The sequence below is a fragment of the Rhodococcus pyridinivorans genome (assembly GCF_900105195.1).
Classification (GTDB): Bacteria; Actinomycetota; Actinomycetes; order Mycobacteriales; family Mycobacteriaceae; genus Rhodococcus; species Rhodococcus pyridinivorans.
Genome location: NZ_FNRX01000002.1, coordinates 1,683,094 through 1,697,808 on the forward strand (window position 1 = coordinate 1,683,094; position 14,715 = coordinate 1,697,808).

At 68.3% G+C, this 14,715-nt stretch carries 17 protein-coding genes; 14 read left to right on the plus strand and 3 right to left on the minus strand.

What is annotated here, in order from left to right:
* The first annotated feature begins 140 nt into the window (after positions 1-140).
* From BLV31_RS08315 to BLV31_RS08325, 3 genes are all read left to right on the plus strand, one after another.
* Positions 141-887, plus strand: coding sequence for a phosphoglyceromutase (locus BLV31_RS08315; protein WP_064061790.1), 747 nt, complete (start codon positions 141-143; stop codon positions 885-887).
* Between the two features lie 201 nt (positions 888-1,088).
* Complete coding sequence (locus BLV31_RS08320; RefSeq protein WP_024101733.1) at positions 1,089-2,270, plus strand: sensor histidine kinase; 1,182 nt, start codon at positions 1,089-1,091, stop codon at positions 2,268-2,270.
* 61 nt (positions 2,271-2,331) lie between these two features.
* A complete protein-coding gene (locus BLV31_RS08325) occupies positions 2,332-3,021 on the plus strand; it encodes a winged helix-turn-helix domain-containing protein (protein WP_006552355.1) in 690 nt (229 codons plus the stop codon).
* On the opposite strand, the gene BLV31_RS08330 is transcribed toward BLV31_RS08325, so the two are convergent.
* Positions 3,003-3,833: a DUF3109 family protein gene (locus tag BLV31_RS08330; protein ID WP_024101732.1), complete on the minus strand. Its 831-nt coding sequence runs from the start codon at positions 3,831-3,833 to the stop codon at positions 3,003-3,005. The genes BLV31_RS08325 and BLV31_RS08330 overlap by 19 nt on opposite strands.
* Positions 3,834-3,878: 45 nt before the next feature.
* Here BLV31_RS08330 and BLV31_RS08335 point away from each other — a divergent pair, with 45 nt between their 5' ends.
* The 3 genes from BLV31_RS08335 to BLV31_RS08345 are packed head-to-tail and all read left to right on the plus strand — an operon-like array spanning position 3,879 to position 7,067.
* Positions 3,879-4,832, plus strand: a complete 954-nt coding sequence (locus tag BLV31_RS08335) for a Ppx/GppA family phosphatase (RefSeq protein WP_072740475.1) — start codon at positions 3,879-3,881, stop codon at positions 4,830-4,832.
* Positions 4,829-6,109, plus strand: a complete 1,281-nt coding sequence (locus tag BLV31_RS08340) for an Rv0497 family membrane protein (protein WP_064061981.1) — start codon at positions 4,829-4,831, stop codon at positions 6,107-6,109. Before BLV31_RS08335 ends, BLV31_RS08340 begins: the two co-directional genes overlap by 4 nt.
* Before the next feature lie 4 nt (positions 6,110-6,113).
* A complete protein-coding gene (locus tag BLV31_RS08345; RefSeq protein WP_019291195.1) occupies positions 6,114-7,067 on the plus strand; it encodes a sugar phosphate isomerase/epimerase family protein in 954 nt (317 codons plus the stop codon).
* Here the strand turns inward: BLV31_RS08345 and BLV31_RS08350 are convergent.
* On the minus strand, positions 7,026-7,442 hold the full coding sequence (locus BLV31_RS08350; protein ID WP_019291196.1) for a hypothetical protein: 417 nt from the start codon (positions 7,440-7,442) through the stop codon (positions 7,026-7,028). The genes BLV31_RS08345 and BLV31_RS08350 overlap by 42 nt on opposite strands.
* Before the next feature lie 94 nt (positions 7,443-7,536).
* Between BLV31_RS08350 and BLV31_RS08355 the strand changes: the two genes are divergently transcribed.
* From BLV31_RS08355 to BLV31_RS08385, 7 genes are all read left to right on the plus strand, one after another.
* Positions 7,537-8,202 (plus strand): MerR family transcriptional regulator, encoded by a 666-nt coding sequence (locus BLV31_RS08355; RefSeq protein WP_019291197.1) that lies wholly within the window; start codon positions 7,537-7,539, stop codon positions 8,200-8,202.
* On the plus strand, positions 8,199-9,056 hold the full coding sequence (locus BLV31_RS08360; protein ID WP_064061980.1) for a thioesterase family protein: 858 nt from the start codon (positions 8,199-8,201) through the stop codon (positions 9,054-9,056). Before BLV31_RS08355 ends, BLV31_RS08360 begins: the two co-directional genes overlap by 4 nt.
* 78 nt (positions 9,057-9,134) lie before the next feature.
* Positions 9,135-9,995, plus strand: a complete 861-nt coding sequence (proC, locus tag BLV31_RS08365) for a pyrroline-5-carboxylate reductase (RefSeq protein ID WP_024101725.1) — start codon at positions 9,135-9,137, stop codon at positions 9,993-9,995.
* A 213-nt stretch (positions 9,996-10,208) separates the two neighbouring features.
* Complete coding sequence (locus tag BLV31_RS08370) at positions 10,209-10,445, plus strand: helix-turn-helix domain-containing protein (protein WP_006552345.1); 237 nt, start codon at positions 10,209-10,211, stop codon at positions 10,443-10,445.
* 260 nt (positions 10,446-10,705) lie between these two features.
* Complete coding sequence (locus BLV31_RS08375; protein ID WP_003402602.1) at positions 10,706-10,807, plus strand: 30S ribosomal protein bS22; 102 nt, start codon at positions 10,706-10,708, stop codon at positions 10,805-10,807.
* A 225-nt stretch (positions 10,808-11,032) separates the two neighbouring features.
* On the plus strand, positions 11,033-12,064 hold the full coding sequence (locus tag BLV31_RS08380) for an NAD-dependent epimerase/dehydratase family protein (protein ID WP_121208889.1): 1,032 nt from the start codon (positions 11,033-11,035) through the stop codon (positions 12,062-12,064).
* On the plus strand, positions 12,061-13,044 hold the full coding sequence (locus BLV31_RS08385; RefSeq protein ID WP_064061978.1) for a lysophospholipid acyltransferase family protein: 984 nt from the start codon (positions 12,061-12,063) through the stop codon (positions 13,042-13,044). Before BLV31_RS08380 ends, BLV31_RS08385 begins: the two co-directional genes overlap by 4 nt.
* Positions 13,045-13,083: 39 nt before the next feature.
* Here the strand turns inward: BLV31_RS08385 and BLV31_RS08390 are convergent, their stop codons facing one another.
* Positions 13,084-14,040: an HAD family hydrolase gene (locus BLV31_RS08390; protein WP_006552341.1), complete on the minus strand. Its 957-nt coding sequence runs from the start codon at positions 14,038-14,040 to the stop codon at positions 13,084-13,086.
* Between the two features lie 242 nt (positions 14,041-14,282).
* Between BLV31_RS08390 and BLV31_RS08395 the strand changes: the two genes are divergently transcribed.
* Positions 14,283-14,573, plus strand: coding sequence for a glutaredoxin family protein (locus tag BLV31_RS08395; RefSeq protein WP_006552340.1), 291 nt, complete (start codon positions 14,283-14,285; stop codon positions 14,571-14,573).
* The last annotated feature ends 142 nt before the right edge of the window (positions 14,574-14,715 follow it).

Consider the following 14,715-nt stretch of genomic DNA (forward strand, 5'->3'; position numbering starts at 1 on the left):
AATCCCGTGTGTGTCGGTGATGACGAACTGTGGTGCGCGGCGCCGACTCCCGCGTTCCTGGCAACGTACATTGTCAGATATGGCCCACGATCGGGGGCGCCCGTGGCGAAATCCCCATCCGTGCATGTCAGGATTGGGTCATGACTATCGGAACACTTGTTCTGCTCCGCCACGGCGAGAGCGAATGGAATGCGATGAACCTGTTCACCGGCTGGGTGGACGTGCATCTGACCGACAAGGGGATCGCCGAGGGCAAGCGGGCCGGTGCCCTCCTCGCCGAGCACAATGTGCTTCCCGACGTCTCCTACACCTCCCTGCTGCGCCGCGCGATCAGCACCGCCAACTTCGCGCTCGACGCCGCCGACCGGCACTGGATCCCCGTCATCCGCGACTGGCGTCTCAACGAACGCCACTACGGCGCGCTCCAGGGCAAGAACAAGTCCGAGATCAAGGACGAGTTCGGCGAGGAGCAGTTCATGCTGTGGCGTCGCAGCTACGACACCCCGCCGCCGCCGATCGAGCCGGGTTCGAAGTACAGCCAGGACGCCGACCCGCGCTACGCCGACGTCGACGAGGTTCCCCTCACGGAGTGCCTGAAGGACGTCGTCGCCCGTTTGATCCCGTACTGGGAGTCGACGATCTCCCGGGACCTGCTCGCGGGCAAGACCGTGCTCGTCACCGCGCACGGCAACTCGTTGCGCGCGCTCGTCAAGCACCTCGACGGGATCTCCGACGACGACATCGCGGGCCTGAACATTCCGACGGGCATCCCGCTGCGCTACGACCTCGATGAGAACCTGCGCCCGCTGAACCCGGGTGGCACCTATCTCGACCCCGAGGCCGCAGCTGCCGGTGCGGCGGCGGTCGCGAACCAGGGCGCCAAGTAGCAGCCTCACGGAAGCGAGATCCGACCCCGTTGCCGTTCGGTGACGGGGTCGGTTCGTTCGTGCAGGTCCGTCGCAGAGTGGTCCGTTCTGGGCGAACAAAGGGTGAACAACACTCCAACATCCGAAAAATGGGGTGTGACGTGCGGGAAATGCCGTTGACCCGCTGTCCGGTGGGGTACCGGTGTCATTACGATTCGAAGTGTGAGTGTTACGCAGGCCGTGTTGCTGGCCGTGGTCGCAGCGGTCCTCGGCGGGATCGTCACCGTCGCCGCCGGGAGGCTGGTGCAGCGCCGGGCCCACGGTAGCGACCAAGCCGACCTCACGATGTTCGACGTGCTCGACCGGGTCGTGCACGGGGCGTCGACCGGTATCGCGGTGGTCGACAAGTTCCACGACGTCGTCCTGTCGAACCCGCGCGCCGAGGAACTCGGCCTCGTCCGCAACCGGCAGATCGACGACCGGGCCTGGGCGGCCGCCTGCCAGGTGCTCGAGAAGAGGAAGCCGATCGAACTCGACCTGGGCGCGAAGGCATTGCTCGGCCGCGAGCCCGTCGCGGTGCGCTGCACCGTCCGGCTGCTGCTCGACCAGGATCCGCGCTTCGTCGTGCTCTACGCCTTCGACGACTCCGAGCACGTCCGCATGGAGGCCACCCGGCGCGATTTCGTGGCCAACATCAGCCACGAACTGAAGACCCCCGTCGGCGCGATGGCGTTGCTCGCGGAGGCGCTGCTCGAATCCGTCGACGATCCCGAGACCGTCCGCCACTTCGGCGAACGGGTCCAACGCGAGGCGACGCGCCTCGGCAACATGGTGACCGAACTGATCGCCCTCTCGAAGCTCCAGGGTGCCGAGAAACTGCCCGATCTCGAGGTCGTGGACGTCGACGACGTCGTCGACGAGGCTCTCGACCGCACGCGCCTGACCGCCGAGAACGCCTCGATCACCATCAGCACCGACCGGCCGAGCGGTCTCGAGATCCTCGGTGACCGAACGCTGCTCGTCAGCGCCCTCACCAACCTCATCGAGAACGCGATCGCCTACTCCCCGGCCGGCTCACCGGTGACCATCAGCAGGTCGCTGCGCGACGGCAAGGTCGCTATGGCCGTCACCGACCGGGGGATCGGTATCGCCAAGGAGGACCAGGAGCGGGTCTTCGAGCGCTTCTTCCGCGTCGACAAGGCCCGGTCGCGGGCCACCGGAGGCACCGGCCTCGGGCTGGCCATCGTCAAGCACGTCGCTGCGAACCATCACGGCGAGATCACCCTGTGGAGCAAGCCCGGTACCGGCTCCACCTTCACCCTCCTCGTCCCGGCCCACGTCGAGGACGCCGAGGACGACGAGAACCACACCGCCGACCGCACCGAGAAGGTGGTCGGATCGTGACGCAGACCCCACCCGGGTTCCCGGGCGGACGGATATCGAGAAACAGACGGAGGACCAGCTCGTGACGCGTGTGCTGATCGTCGAGGACGAGGAATCGTTGGCGGATCCGCTCGCCTTCCTGCTGCGGAAGGAGGGGTTCGAGACGACCATCGCCGGCGACGGCCCCTCGGCCCTCGCCGAGTTCGACCGGGAGGGCGCCGACATCGTCCTGCTCGACCTGATGCTCCCCGGGATGAGCGGCACCGACGTGTGCAAGCAGTTGCGGACCCGCTCGGGTGTGCCGGTCATCATGGTCACCGCTCGCGACAGTGAGATCGACAAGGTCGTCGGGCTCGAACTCGGCGCCGACGACTACGTCACCAAGCCGTACTCGGCGCGTGAACTCATCGCCCGGATCCGTGCGGTCCTGCGGCGCGGGGCCGACACCGAGAGCGAGGTAGCGGCGGACGACGGACTGCTCGAGGCCGGACCCGTGCGGATGGACGTCGACCGTCACGTCGTGCACGTCAACGGTGAGCCGGTTGCCATGCCGCTCAAGGAATTCGACCTGCTCGAATATCTCCTGCGGAACTCCGGGCGGGTGCTCACCCGCGGACAGCTCATCGACCGGGTGTGGGGCGCCGACTACGTCGGCGACACCAAGACCCTCGACGTCCACGTCAAGCGTCTGCGCTCGAAGATCGAGGAGGATCCGGCCAAGCCGCGTCACCTCGTGACGGTGCGCGGTCTGGGTTACAAGCTCGAGGCCTGATCGGAGCCGGCATCGGAGCCCGCCTGTGCTGCCGACGTCGCGGGATGGATCGCGATCAGACCCAGTCCCTGGCGTCGCCGGCACAGGCGCGCGAGCTCGTCGTAGGCCGCCGCACCGAGGAGTTCGGTGAGCTCGGGGGCGTACGACTGCCAGACCGGACGCTCGCCGACGTGCGCGTCGGGAGAGCCCGAGCAGTACCAGTCGAGGTCGTGCCCACCCTCACCCCAGCCGCGTCGGTCGTACTCGGTGATGACCGTGCGCAGGATCTCGGTGCCGTCGGGGCGCTCGACCCAGTCCTGGGTGCGGCGGATCGGGAGCTGCCAGCACACGTCCGGCTTCATCTCGAGCGGTTCGATGCCGCGTCGCAACGCCATGGTGTGGAGAGCACAGCCCTGGCCGCCCTCGAATCCGGGACGGTTCAGGAAGATGCACGCACCCTTGTAGCGGCGGGTGCGCAGGGCGGGCTCGTCGTCGATCTCGTCCTCTTCGAGGTAGCCCTTCTTGCCCAGGCCCTTGTCCATGAACTGCCAATCGGCCGGCGTGAGGTGTTTCACTGCCTTCGCCAGCTTCTGGCGATCGTCGTCGTCGGACAGGAACGCACCGTGCGAGCAGCACCCGTCGTCGGGTCGCTCGGCGATGATGCCCTGGCACGCCGGAGTGCCGAACACGCAGGTCCACCGCGAGAGCAGCCATGTCATGTCTGCGGCGATGACGTGTTCGTCGTTGTCGGGGTCGGTGAACTCCACCCATTCCCGAGGAAAGTCGAGAGGGACTTCCGGGGCCGGGTCGAGTTTGTGTGGGGCATGGGACATACCTGCTGTCACAGGTCCCGACGGTAGACCCAGTACCGTATTGATGTGCGCTTAGGGGTACTCGACGTCGGAAGCAACACCGTTCACCTGTTGGTGGTGGACGCCCATCGTGGTGGGCACCCCACGCCGATGAGTTCGACGAAGGCCACGCTGCGGCTGTCCGAGAACATGGACGACAACGGCGACATCACCTCCAACGGCGCCGATCAGCTCGTCGAGACCACCGCCGAATTCGCCAGCATCGCCCGCACCTCGGGATGCGGCGAGCTCATGGCGTTCGCGACGTCCGCGGTGCGCGACGCCGGCAACTCCGAGGCCGTCCTCGAGCGGGTGCGCCGGGAGGCCGGGGTGTCGCTGGACGTGCTCTCCGGCGAGGACGAGGCGCGGCTGACCTTCCTCGCGGTGCGCCGCTGGTACGGCTGGAGCGCCGGAAACATCCTCGACCTCGACATCGGCGGTGGTTCGCTCGAGCTCACCTTCGGTGGCGACGAGGACCCCGAGATCGCCTACTCGCTCCAGCTCGGTGCGGGACGGCTCACCCGCGACTGGTTCCGTGAGGACCCGCCCGGCAAGCGCCGGATCTCGGCGCTGCGCGACTGGCTCGACGCCGAACTCGCCGAGCCGGCGAAGGCCATACGCAACGCGGGCGACCCCGACCTGTGTGTGGGCACCTCCAAGACCTTCCGGACCCTCGCCCGCCTGACCGGCGCGGCCCCCTCGTCCGCCGGCCTGCGGGTACAACGGACCCTGACGGCCAGCGGACTGCGCCAGCTCATCGCCTTCATCTCCCGGATGACCACGGCCGACCGCGCAGAACTCGAAGGCGTCAGCTCGGACCGGTCCGAGCAACTCGTCGCCGGCGCCCTCGTCGCGGAGGCGAGCATGCGTGCCCTCGGAGTGGAGACGCTGCAGATCTGCCCGTGGGCGTTGCGCGAAGGCCTGATTCTTCGGAAGCTCGATACGGATATGGGTGGCGAACTGGTGGTGGCAACCGGATGAGCGAGAATCGCAGCAACGACACGGGGCAGATCTCCGTGGCCGAGCTGTTGGCGCGTAACGGCCAGAAGGTGGGAACACGGGCCGGGGGACGACGCCGACGAGGTGCGAGCGGCGGCATCTCCGTCGCCGAGCTGACGGGCGAGATCCCGATCACCCGCGCAGACAGCAAGGTCGAGCGGCACACCCCGACCGATGCGGAAAGCGCTGCCGGGCAGGCGGATTCGTCGTCCTCGACGGCTGCTGCCGAGGCGGATACCCCGCCGAAGGCCGTCCCGGCGCCACGCAAGGTCGAGACCCCGAAGCTAGAGACGCCGAAGGCGGCGACCTTCGCGCTGTCCGACATCGAGAAGACCACCGTGACCCCGCGGGTTGCCGTCGAGACGAAGACGCCGCCGGTGAAGACCGGAACGAGCACGCCTGCCGTCACGAAGACGACGCCTGCCGCGAAAACACCACCCACTGCGAAGACGCCGTCCGGCCCGGCGGCGAAGGTGCCTGCAGCCGCGGATGAAGTGTCGAAGACGGACACGGTGTCGAAGACGGATGCAGTCTCGAAGACGGCCGCATCGACGAAGGCAGCGTCCAAGGCGGCGCCGCCCAAGATCGAGTCGCCGACCGAGGTCATCCGTCCCGAGGCGCTTCCCCGGCGCGCGCGGGCGCATCTCGGAGCGGCAGCGCCCGGCTCGCAGTCCGGTGAAGGAGCAGCGGTCGCCGACAAGAAGGCGGACAAGAAATCCGAGAAGGCGAGCGCCCCGGCGGTGTCGGTGCGCAAGGCCGACGTCGCCGAACCGCGACTACTGTCCGGCCCCGCCAGCGACCTGCAGGGCACCGGTTCCGACGCCGACGACTCGACCGACACCATCGGTGCTGCGGGTGCCGCGCCCGACGCTTCGGAGGGAGTGGCATCGTCGCGGTCGCGGAAGTCCCGCGGCAAGGGTGGGAAGGCGACGTCCGACGCCGCCGACGACTCGGCACGGAAGAGTGCGGACGACGAGTCCACCGACGCGGAGCAGGGCAGTGGCCTCAAGCAATGGGCGTTGCTGATCGGCGAGAGCGTCGCCGCGATCGTCGCGGGCGGATTGCTCTTCAAGGGCTTCGAGCGGTTGTGGGACCTCATGCCGTGGGTCGCCTTCGCGCTCGCGCTGCTGGTGATCGTGGGCCTGGTCGCGCTGGTGCGTGTCCTGCGGCGCACCGACGACATCACGAGTCAGCTCATCGCGCTCGCGGTGGGAGCATTCGTGGCCTTCGGGCCGCTGTTGTTCCTGCTGCCCGGGTGAGCCGATGCCGACCGCGCAGGGAATCCGGGTAGGGCTGTCCACCGCTTCGGTCTATCCGGAGAACACCGAAGCGGCGTTCCGCTTCGCGGCCGATCTCGGTTTCGACGGGGTCGAGCTGATGGTGTGGGCCGAACCGGTGAGCCAGGACCCCACCTCGGTGGAGCGTCTGGTCCGCGAGTACGGCGTGCCGGTGCTCGCCGTGCACGTGCCGTGTCTGCTGATCTCGCAGCGCGTGTGGGGATCCGATCCCGCCGCCAAGCTCGACCGTTCGGTGCGTGTCGCCGAGATCCTCGGTGCGGAGACCGTCGTGGTCCATCCGCCCTTCCGGTGGCAGCGTCGCTATGCGGAGGGATTCTCCGACCAGGTCGCGGCGCTCGAGGCCGACAGCCACGTGGTGCTCGCGGTCGAGAACATGTACCCGATGAGGGCCGACGTCGTCTTCGGCGGTCGTGATCGCGGCGCCGAACGTCTGCGCCGGCGCGGTCCCGGCCGCGCGGTCTCGGCCTACAGCCCGTCGCTCGACCCCACCGACACCGGTTTCGCGCACTACACGCTCGACCTGTCGCACACCGCGACCGCGGGGGCCGACGCCCTCGCGCTCGCGGATCGGATGGGGGAGGGGCTCGCCCACCTCCATCTCGCCGACGGCCGGGGCTCCTCGCTCGACGAACACCTCGTCCCGGGAACGGGCACGCAGCCGTGTGCGGACGTGTGCCGCCGGCTCGCCGCGAGCGACTTCGGCGGGCACGTGGTGCTCGAGATCAGCACCCAGAGCGCACGGACGCGTGCGGAGCGCGCCGGGATGCTGGCGCGTTCGCTGGCCTTCGCGCGCACGCACCTGGATCGCTCGGCGACGCGCGCGATCACCGCCGGCCCCGAGAGTCCCCGGCACACGGACATCGCGCGCGTCCCCGCCTCAGAGGGCAGCGATTCCGGCGGCGAGCACGGCGACGCCTGAGATCAGCACGCCCGCGGTGAGGGAGACGGCGCCGAGCCGGACCGCCGCGAACATCCGGCCGGGCCGCGTCGGATCGGGCCCGAGCACCGACAGGAAGAAGCCTGCCGGGATCAGGATCGCGGCGACGAGCACGGCGATGGCGCCGGCCGCCGACCAACCGGGTGATGCGCCCACGACGTGCGTGAGAACGGCGATGAGCAGCCCGAGGGTGACGAGTACTCCAGCGTGGGCGTGACCGGCACGGAAGAACGTCTTCTGCAGGTCGTTGGTGGGTACGCCGCCCGCGGCGACGCGTAGCAGGAAGGTGCCTCCGAAGGCGATGCCTGCGACGGTGAGCACGGTGCTCCCGAGAACGATGGTCACGAGCGGATGCATGAGGGCCTCCTCGGCCGGTACTCCGTGACTGGATACTACAACTATCCAATACTGGATAGTTGTAGTATCCGGTGTCGAGGAGCGGAGGTGATCGGTGCGTATCTCGGAACTCGCCGAGCGTTGCGGCATACCGCTGCCGACGGTGAAGTACTACCTGCGCGAGGGGCTGCTCATGCCGGGCGTGGCGACGAGCGTCACCTCGGCGACCTACGACGACCGGCACGTGCGGCGCATGGGTCTGGTCCGGTCACTCGCCGCGCAGGGTCTGCCCCTCGAGAAGATCAAGACCGTCGTGGATCTCGTCGACAATCCCCGCGACGACCTCTTCGTCGAACTCGGCCACGCCATCGCCGCGCTGCCACCCTACGTCGAGGACTCGGCCGGTCCCGGCTATCCCCGCGCCCGCCACCTGCTCGAACGCCTCGGCCAGATCTACGACCCACGGTTCGCGGCCGTGGCGCAACTCGAACACGCGCTCGCGGCACTCGAAGCCGCCGGCCTGCGGATGGACGACCGCCGGATCGACGCCTACGGCCGTCACGTCCGCGCCATCGCCGAACTCGACCTCGAACTGCTGCCGACGCACTCCCGGGAAGCCACCGTGGAAGCGGCCGTGCTCGGGACCGCCCTGTACGAACCGGTCCTCACGGCCATGCGCCGGTTGGCCCACCAGCATCTCGCCGCCCGCATGTTCGGGTCCGGTGGACCCCCCACGACCGGCGCCGATCCGGCCCCGAACGACGACCAGGAGCAGCAGTGACCCTCACCGACCAGCCCTTCCTCGACCTGACCTCGGTCACCCGGGTGCCGGGAGAGCACCCGGATGGCACGGCGGCCTGGCAGGCGCACATCGATCCGGTGTGGACCATCGGGCCCAAGGTGCACGGCGGATGCATGCTCGCGGTCTGCGCGTCCGCGGCGCGCAGGTCGGTGCTCGACGCCGGCGTCGACCCGCTCACCCAGCCCCTCGCCGTGAGTGGCTCGTTCGTCGCCGCGCCCAACCCCGGCGACGTCGAACTCACCACCGTCCTACGCAAGCAGGGCAAGCAGATCGCCCTTGTGGACGTCGAACTGTCCCAGGCCGGGCGTGTGGCGGTGCGGGCGAGTGTCACCCTCGGCACGCCGGATACCGAGGAGCCCCTCCACACGGTGCCGCACCGCGCGACCACCATGCCCGCCGACCCGCCGGCCGAGTCGGTGCTCGTCACCCCCGAGCACCCCATGGGGCAGATCGTGAAGTTCGCCGCCACCTCCCACCTCCGGATCGACTCCGCCACCGCGCGTTTCCTCGACGGGCAGCAGGGCGAACCGCTCGTGTCGATGTGGACGCGGCCGTCGCCGGGCGACGAGGCCGACGTCGACACCTCGGTGCTGTTCGCGCTCATGTGCGGCGACGTGTCGGCTCCCGTCGCGATGAACCTCGGCCGTTTCGGCTGGGCGCCGACGGTGCAACTCACCGCCTATCTGCGGCGGGTCCCGGCTCCGGGATGGCTGCGGGTCATCGCCGAGAGCAGCGTGCTCGGCAGCACCTGGTTCGAGGAGGACCACACTGTCGTCGACTCGACCGGCCAGGTGGTCGTGCAATCGCGTCAGCTGGCCATGATGCCGCGCTGATAGGCCCGAACGCGGTAGGTCCCGACAGGCGGGTGACCGTGGTGTAGGCCGCACGGACGGTCGTGGCAGGCTGTCCCCATGACGAGAATCGCAGTGATCGGTGGCGGCAGGATCGGCGAGGCGCTGATCTCGGGTCTGCTGAAGAACGGCTTCGCGACCAAGGATCTCGTGGTCGCCGAGAAGTTCGAGGAACGGCGTGAGGAACTGTCCCGGGCCTACTCGATCCGGGTCACCGACAGCACCTCCGACGCCGCGGAAGGCGCCGACGTGGTGGTCGTGGCCGTCAAGCCCAACGACGTGGACGTCGTCGTCACCGCCCTCGCGGCGGTCGACGCCGGGAACGACGACGAGCAGATCCTGGTGTCGCTTGCCGCGGGCATCCCGACGGTCCGCTACGAGACCAAGCTCCCGGCCGGCTTCCCCGTCGTGCGCGTGATGCCGAACACCCCGATGCTCGTCGGGGAGGGCGCGAGCGTGCTGTCCGCCGGTCGGTACGTCAAGCAGCAGCATCTCGACACGGTCCGCGAGATCCTCGCGAGCGTGGGAACGGTCTCGGTGGTCCCGGAGGCGCAGATCGACGCGGTCACCGCGGTTTCCGGATCCGGGCCCGCATATTTCTTTCTCGTCGCGGAGGCGATGATCGACGCCGGTGTCTCGCTCGGCCTGACGCGGGCGGTGGCCACCGATCTGGTGGTGCAGACGATGACCGGCTCGGCCGCGATGCTCACGCGCTCGGGGGACAACGCTGCCGACCTGCGCGCCGCGGTCACCTCGCCGGGTGGCACCACGGCGGCCGCGATCCGCGAACTCGAGCGTGGAGGCCTGCGTACGGCCTTCTACGAGGCGCTCGACGCTGCGAAGCGCCGTTCCGCGCAACTCGGGGCGGCATCGGATCAGCCGTCGCCTGCGGCCCGCGAGGGGCTCTCCGGGACGGCCTGACAGGGCATCCACCCGAGGCACTGACAGGTGTCACTGCGGAACGCTGACAGACGTCACCGTAGGGCGTAGCGTGGCGACGAACAGCCGCCCGCCGGAAATTCCCCAGCTGCATCGTCGCACAGGAACCATTCGTCACGCTAAGCTCGAATCAGCACGTGCGTGTCTGTTCCGCCGGAGGGGAAGCCGGCGGCGCGGGCGTGCCGGAGGTGTGTAATGGTTTCAGGAAACACGCCGTCGAAGGGTCAACCTCAAGACGGACAGTCGGTTCTCGCCGGTACCCAGTTCCTGACGGTTGCCGAAGTGGCAGCTCTCATGCGGGTGTCGAAGATGACCGTGTACAGGCTGGTGCACAGTGGCGAACTACCCGCAGTGCGTGTGGGACGCTCGTTCCGCGTGCATGCGAAGGCCGTCCACGACTACCTCGAGACGTCGTACTTCGACGTCGGATAGAGGTCGGACAGGGACGATCGGCGCATCGTCGGGGACGACGGTACGACGAACGGATCCGGTGCGCGAGGGAAGTCGCGTTCCGGGACGGACCTCGGTTTCACGCCGGGTGGGCCGCCCCGGTAGGATTGCTTGTCGTCGTACCGGCCAGCCGGTGTCGTGAGGCGCTGTTACTCGTCGCCACGAGGCCCAGCGTCGACATACATCAGGCGTACGTCACCGGCGTGCGCAGGAACGCTACAAGGAACGTGAGGGATGCCCACATGGGATCTGTGATCAAGAAGCGCCGTAAGCGCATGTCGAAGAAGAAGCACCGCAAGCTGCTCCGCCGCACCCGAGTGCAGCGTCGTAAACTCGGCAAGTAAGCCCTGCGCCTATCCGATGCCCGTCACCTTCCATGGTGGCGGGCATCGTTCGTCTGTGCATCCCGGTACACGAAAGTTCACCCACGAGTCGTGCGATGGCGGCGAAGTGGCCGTATTGTGGGACGGCATACCGCGTCGGGGCGAATGTGACCGATGACGCGTGCGGTGCAGCAGGGGGTTTCACGAGTGGTTTCGCAGGGGCACGAAGTGGCACGTCCACGAGTCGTGCTAGTCACCGGAGCAAGTCGGTTCCTGGGTGGTTTCCTCGTCACCAGGCTCGCCCAGAATCCCGACATCGAGCGGGTGATCGGCGTCGACACCCAGTCGCCGTCGAAGGACATGCTCCGGCGCATGGGGCGGGCCGAGTTCGTGCTCGCCGACATCCGCAACCCACTCATCGGCAAGATCATCCGCAACATGGACGTCGACACCGTCGTCCACGCGTCCGCCGTCACGAAGGCCCCGAAGTCCGGGAGTCGCACGGCGATGAAGGACATGAACGTCCTCGGCGCGATGCAGCTGTTCGCGGTGTGCCAGAAGGCACCCTCGGTGCGCAGGATCGTGCTGCGCTCGTCGTCCGTCCTCTACGGATCGAGTGCCAAGGACCCCGCGAAGTTCACCGAGGAGATGAGCGCCCGCCGCCGGCCCACGGGCGCCTTCGCCCGCGACATGATAGAGGTCGAGGGATATCTGCGCGGCGTCGCCCGGCGGCGCAGCGACATCGCGACCACCATCCTCCGGTTCGCACCCACCGTCGGGAACCGGCTGCCCGGCTCGGTGTCGAGCTATCTCACCTCCCCGCTCGTCCCCAACGTGCTCGGCCGCGACGCGCGACTACAGTTGCTGCACGAGGAGGACGCACTCGGTGCGCTCGAACACGCGGTCGTCGCCGGACCGTCAGGGACGTACAACATCGCCGGTGAGGGGATCGTCACGATGACCCAGGCCGTGCGCCGGGCCGGTGGCGTCACCGTGCCGATGCCCTACGCGCTGTTCCGCACGGTCGGGCACGCACTCATGGGTTCCGTGATGAACTCCTTCACCAAAGAAGAACTCGACTATTTCCATTTCGGATGCGGACTCGACACCACGCGCATGCGCAACGAGTTCGGATTCGAACCACGCTGGACCACGAGAGAAGCGCTCGACGATTTCGCCCGGGGCCTCGCCCTCACCCGCATCGTGAAGACCGAATGGGTGGACAAGGCCGAGTCGATGGCGCTCTCCGTGCTCGGAGAGACGAGGGAGACGCGATGACGGAGGTCGCGAAGGTCATCCCGTTGCACGCCGGCAACCGCCGTCCCGGCGAACGGGTCACACGCACACCCCATCCGTCGATGGGGCCACCGCCCACCCCCGAGCAGGTGAACCGCACCGATCGATTCCTCGACGACCTGCGCGGCACGCTCGCACAACAGGTCACCGCCACCGCCGAGTTCGTGCGCCGCCGGATGACCGGCGACTACGAAGTCGACGACTTCGGCTTCGACCCGCACTTCACCGAGAACGTCGTCCTGCCGGTGCTGCGACCCCTGTTCGACAAGTGGTTCCGCGTCGAGGTCCGCGGCGTCGAGAACATCCCCGCCGACGGCAGCGCACTCGTCGTCGCCAACCACGCCGGCACGCTCCCCGTCGACGCACTGATGACCTCCGTCGCCGTGCACGACCACGCGGATCGTCACCTGCGGATGCTCGCCGCCGATCTCGCCTTCGGTATGCCCGTGGTGGGGACGGTGACGCGCAAGGCCGGCCACACCCTCGCGTGCCATCCCGACGCCGAACGACTCCTCCGGCAGGACCAGGTGGTCGCGGTCTTCCCCGAGGGGTACAAGGGACTCGGCAAGCCGTTCAAGGAGCGTTACAAACTGCAGCGGTTCGGCCGCGGAGGTTTCGTGTCGGCGGCCCTGCGCACCCAGGCGCCCATCGTGCCGTGCTCGATCGTCGGCTCCGAGGAGATCTACCCGAACATCGCCGACCTCACCTCGCTCGCACGCCTGCTCGGCCTGCCCTACTTCCCGATCACCCCGCTGTTCCCGGCGCTCGGCCCGCTCGGGATCGTGCCGCTGCCGTCGAAGTGGTACATCGAGTTCGGCACACCCATCGTCACCGACGTGTACGACGAGGCCTCGGCGGAGGATCCGATGGTGTTGTTCGAGGTCACCGACCACGTGCGCGAGACGATCCAGCAGACCCTCTACAAACTGCTCACGCGCCGGCGGAACGTCTTCCTCGGCTGAGCACCTCGAAAATCAAGCCGCTCGGTCGCGGCTGTACTGTCAGGCCGCTCGATCGCGGCGGCGACCCACGAGGACCGCGACAGCACCACCCGCGGCACCGAGACCGAGCGCCGTCGGCACCCCGACCTTCGCGGCCTTGCGCGCCGTCCGGAAGTCGCGGATCTCCCACCCGCGTGTGCGAGCGACCTGCCGTAGATCCGGATCGGGATTGATCGCGACGGCCGTGCCGACCACCGAGAGCATCGGCACGTCGTTGTGGCTGTCCGAATAAGCCGTGCAGCGCTTGAGATTCAGACCCTCACGGATCGCGAGGGCCCGCACCGCGTGCGCCTTGCCGAGACCGTGCAGGATGTCGCCGACGAGACGGCCCGTGAAGACGCCGTCCTTCGACTCGGCGACGGTGCCGAGCGCACCGGTCAGGCCGAGGCGTTCGGCGATGACGTCGGCCAGTTCGACCGGCGTCGCGGTCACGAGCCACACCTGCTGGCCCGCGTCCAGGTGCATCTGCGCGAGCGCGCGGGTGCCCGGCCAGATCTTGTCGGCGATGATGTCGTCGTAGATCTCCTCGCCGAGCCGGCGCAGTTCCTCCGTGGAGCGGCCCTGCACGAACGACAGCGCCTTGTCGCGACCGGACGCGACGTCGTTCATGTTCTCCTTGCCCGTCAGGCGGAACTTGACCTGCTGCCAGGCGAACTCGAACAGGTCGGACTTGTCGAAGTAGTTCCGGGCGACGAGGCCGCGGGCGAAGTGGATGATCGACGCGCCCTGCACCATCGTGTTGTCGACGTCGAAGAACGCCGCCGCGGTCAGATCGCGCGGGACGGGAGCGGTATCGGGGGAGGGCTCGGGTTCGACGCGGGATTCCTGCAACGCGAGGGCGGCATCGGCGCTCGCCTCACCTGCGAGATTGGCGCGGACCTCTTCCTCGCTGGGTCCGAATTTGCGAGAGAAGAGCCGACGTCCGGGACGGATGATGCTCGCCCACGTCTCACCCATGCCCCATCCGTAGGGAAACGAACGTCCTGGCACTCGCACCTCCGGTGTCGTAACGGGCGGGGCTGTCGAAACGGGCGGGCCCCGTGTGACCCCTGCACTTCCGGGCGCCGCACATATGGCGACCGCATGCACGGGCGACCCGCGCCAAGCCTAGCCCGCGACACCGCCCCTCACCGGGAGGCCGTCGCCCCCGTGACGGGGTGTGACGTTCATCTCGACAGGTCGTGCCGCACAGTGGAGGCATGAGTGAGCAATCGTCATCGGCAACGAGCGGCTCCGCGAGCCGTCATCACCTGACCCTTCTCGTGCGCGCCGGGTGCGGTGCGTGCGGTCCTGCGCGCGAGCAGCTCGAGGCGCTCGCGGAGGAGCTCGGCGTCGAGGTCACCTGCATCGACGTGGATGTCGCTGCCGCAACCGATCCCGATCTGAGGGCCGAATTCGGGGACCGTCTGCCCGTCGTTCTGCTCGACGGACGCGAGCACAGCTACTGGGAGGTCGACGAGCCGCGACTGCGCGCAGATCTCGCTCGGTGAGTCGGCAGGTCCTCGTCGTACAGCAGGTGGGAAGCACATTCGGGGTGCTTCGAGCAACTTTGTGCATGGCTTCACAAGCGGTTACCGTGGTGTGAACGAATTCCCGGATCACCGTGAGGCCAGGCGTGTATCCACCGGCCGG

Excerpts from the sequence above, each read along its gene's own strand:
- BLV31_RS08385 (WP_064061978.1), top strand. The coding sequence starts at position 12,061 with ATGACGGAGGTCGCGAAGGTCATCCCGTTGCACGCCGGCAACCGCCGT.
- BLV31_RS08345 (WP_019291195.1), top strand. The coding sequence starts at position 6,114 with ATGCCGACCGCGCAGGGAATCCGGGTAGGGCTGTCCACCGCTTCGGTC.
- BLV31_RS08340 (WP_064061981.1), top strand. The coding sequence starts at position 4,829 with ATGAGCGAGAATCGCAGCAACGACACGGGGCAGATCTCCGTGGCCGAG.
- BLV31_RS08375 (WP_003402602.1), top strand. The coding sequence starts at position 10,706 with ATGGGATCTGTGATCAAGAAGCGCCGTAAGCGCATGTCGAAGAAGAAG.
- BLV31_RS08315 (WP_064061790.1), top strand. The coding sequence starts at position 141 with ATGACTATCGGAACACTTGTTCTGCTCCGCCACGGCGAGAGCGAATGG.
- BLV31_RS08370 (WP_006552345.1), top strand. The coding sequence starts at position 10,209 with ATGGTTTCAGGAAACACGCCGTCGAAGGGTCAACCTCAAGACGGACAG.
- BLV31_RS08350 (WP_019291196.1), bottom strand. The coding sequence starts at position 7,442 with ATGCATCCGCTCGTGACCATCGTTCTCGGGAGCACCGTGCTCACCGTC.
- BLV31_RS08330 (WP_024101732.1), bottom strand. The coding sequence starts at position 3,833 with ATGTCCCATGCCCCACACAAACTCGACCCGGCCCCGGAAGTCCCTCTC.
- BLV31_RS08395 (WP_006552340.1), top strand. The coding sequence starts at position 14,283 with ATGAGTGAGCAATCGTCATCGGCAACGAGCGGCTCCGCGAGCCGTCAT.
- BLV31_RS08390 (WP_006552341.1), bottom strand. The coding sequence starts at position 14,040 with ATGGGTGAGACGTGGGCGAGCATCATCCGTCCCGGACGTCGGCTCTTC.
- proC (WP_024101725.1), top strand. The coding sequence starts at position 9,135 with ATGACGAGAATCGCAGTGATCGGTGGCGGCAGGATCGGCGAGGCGCTG.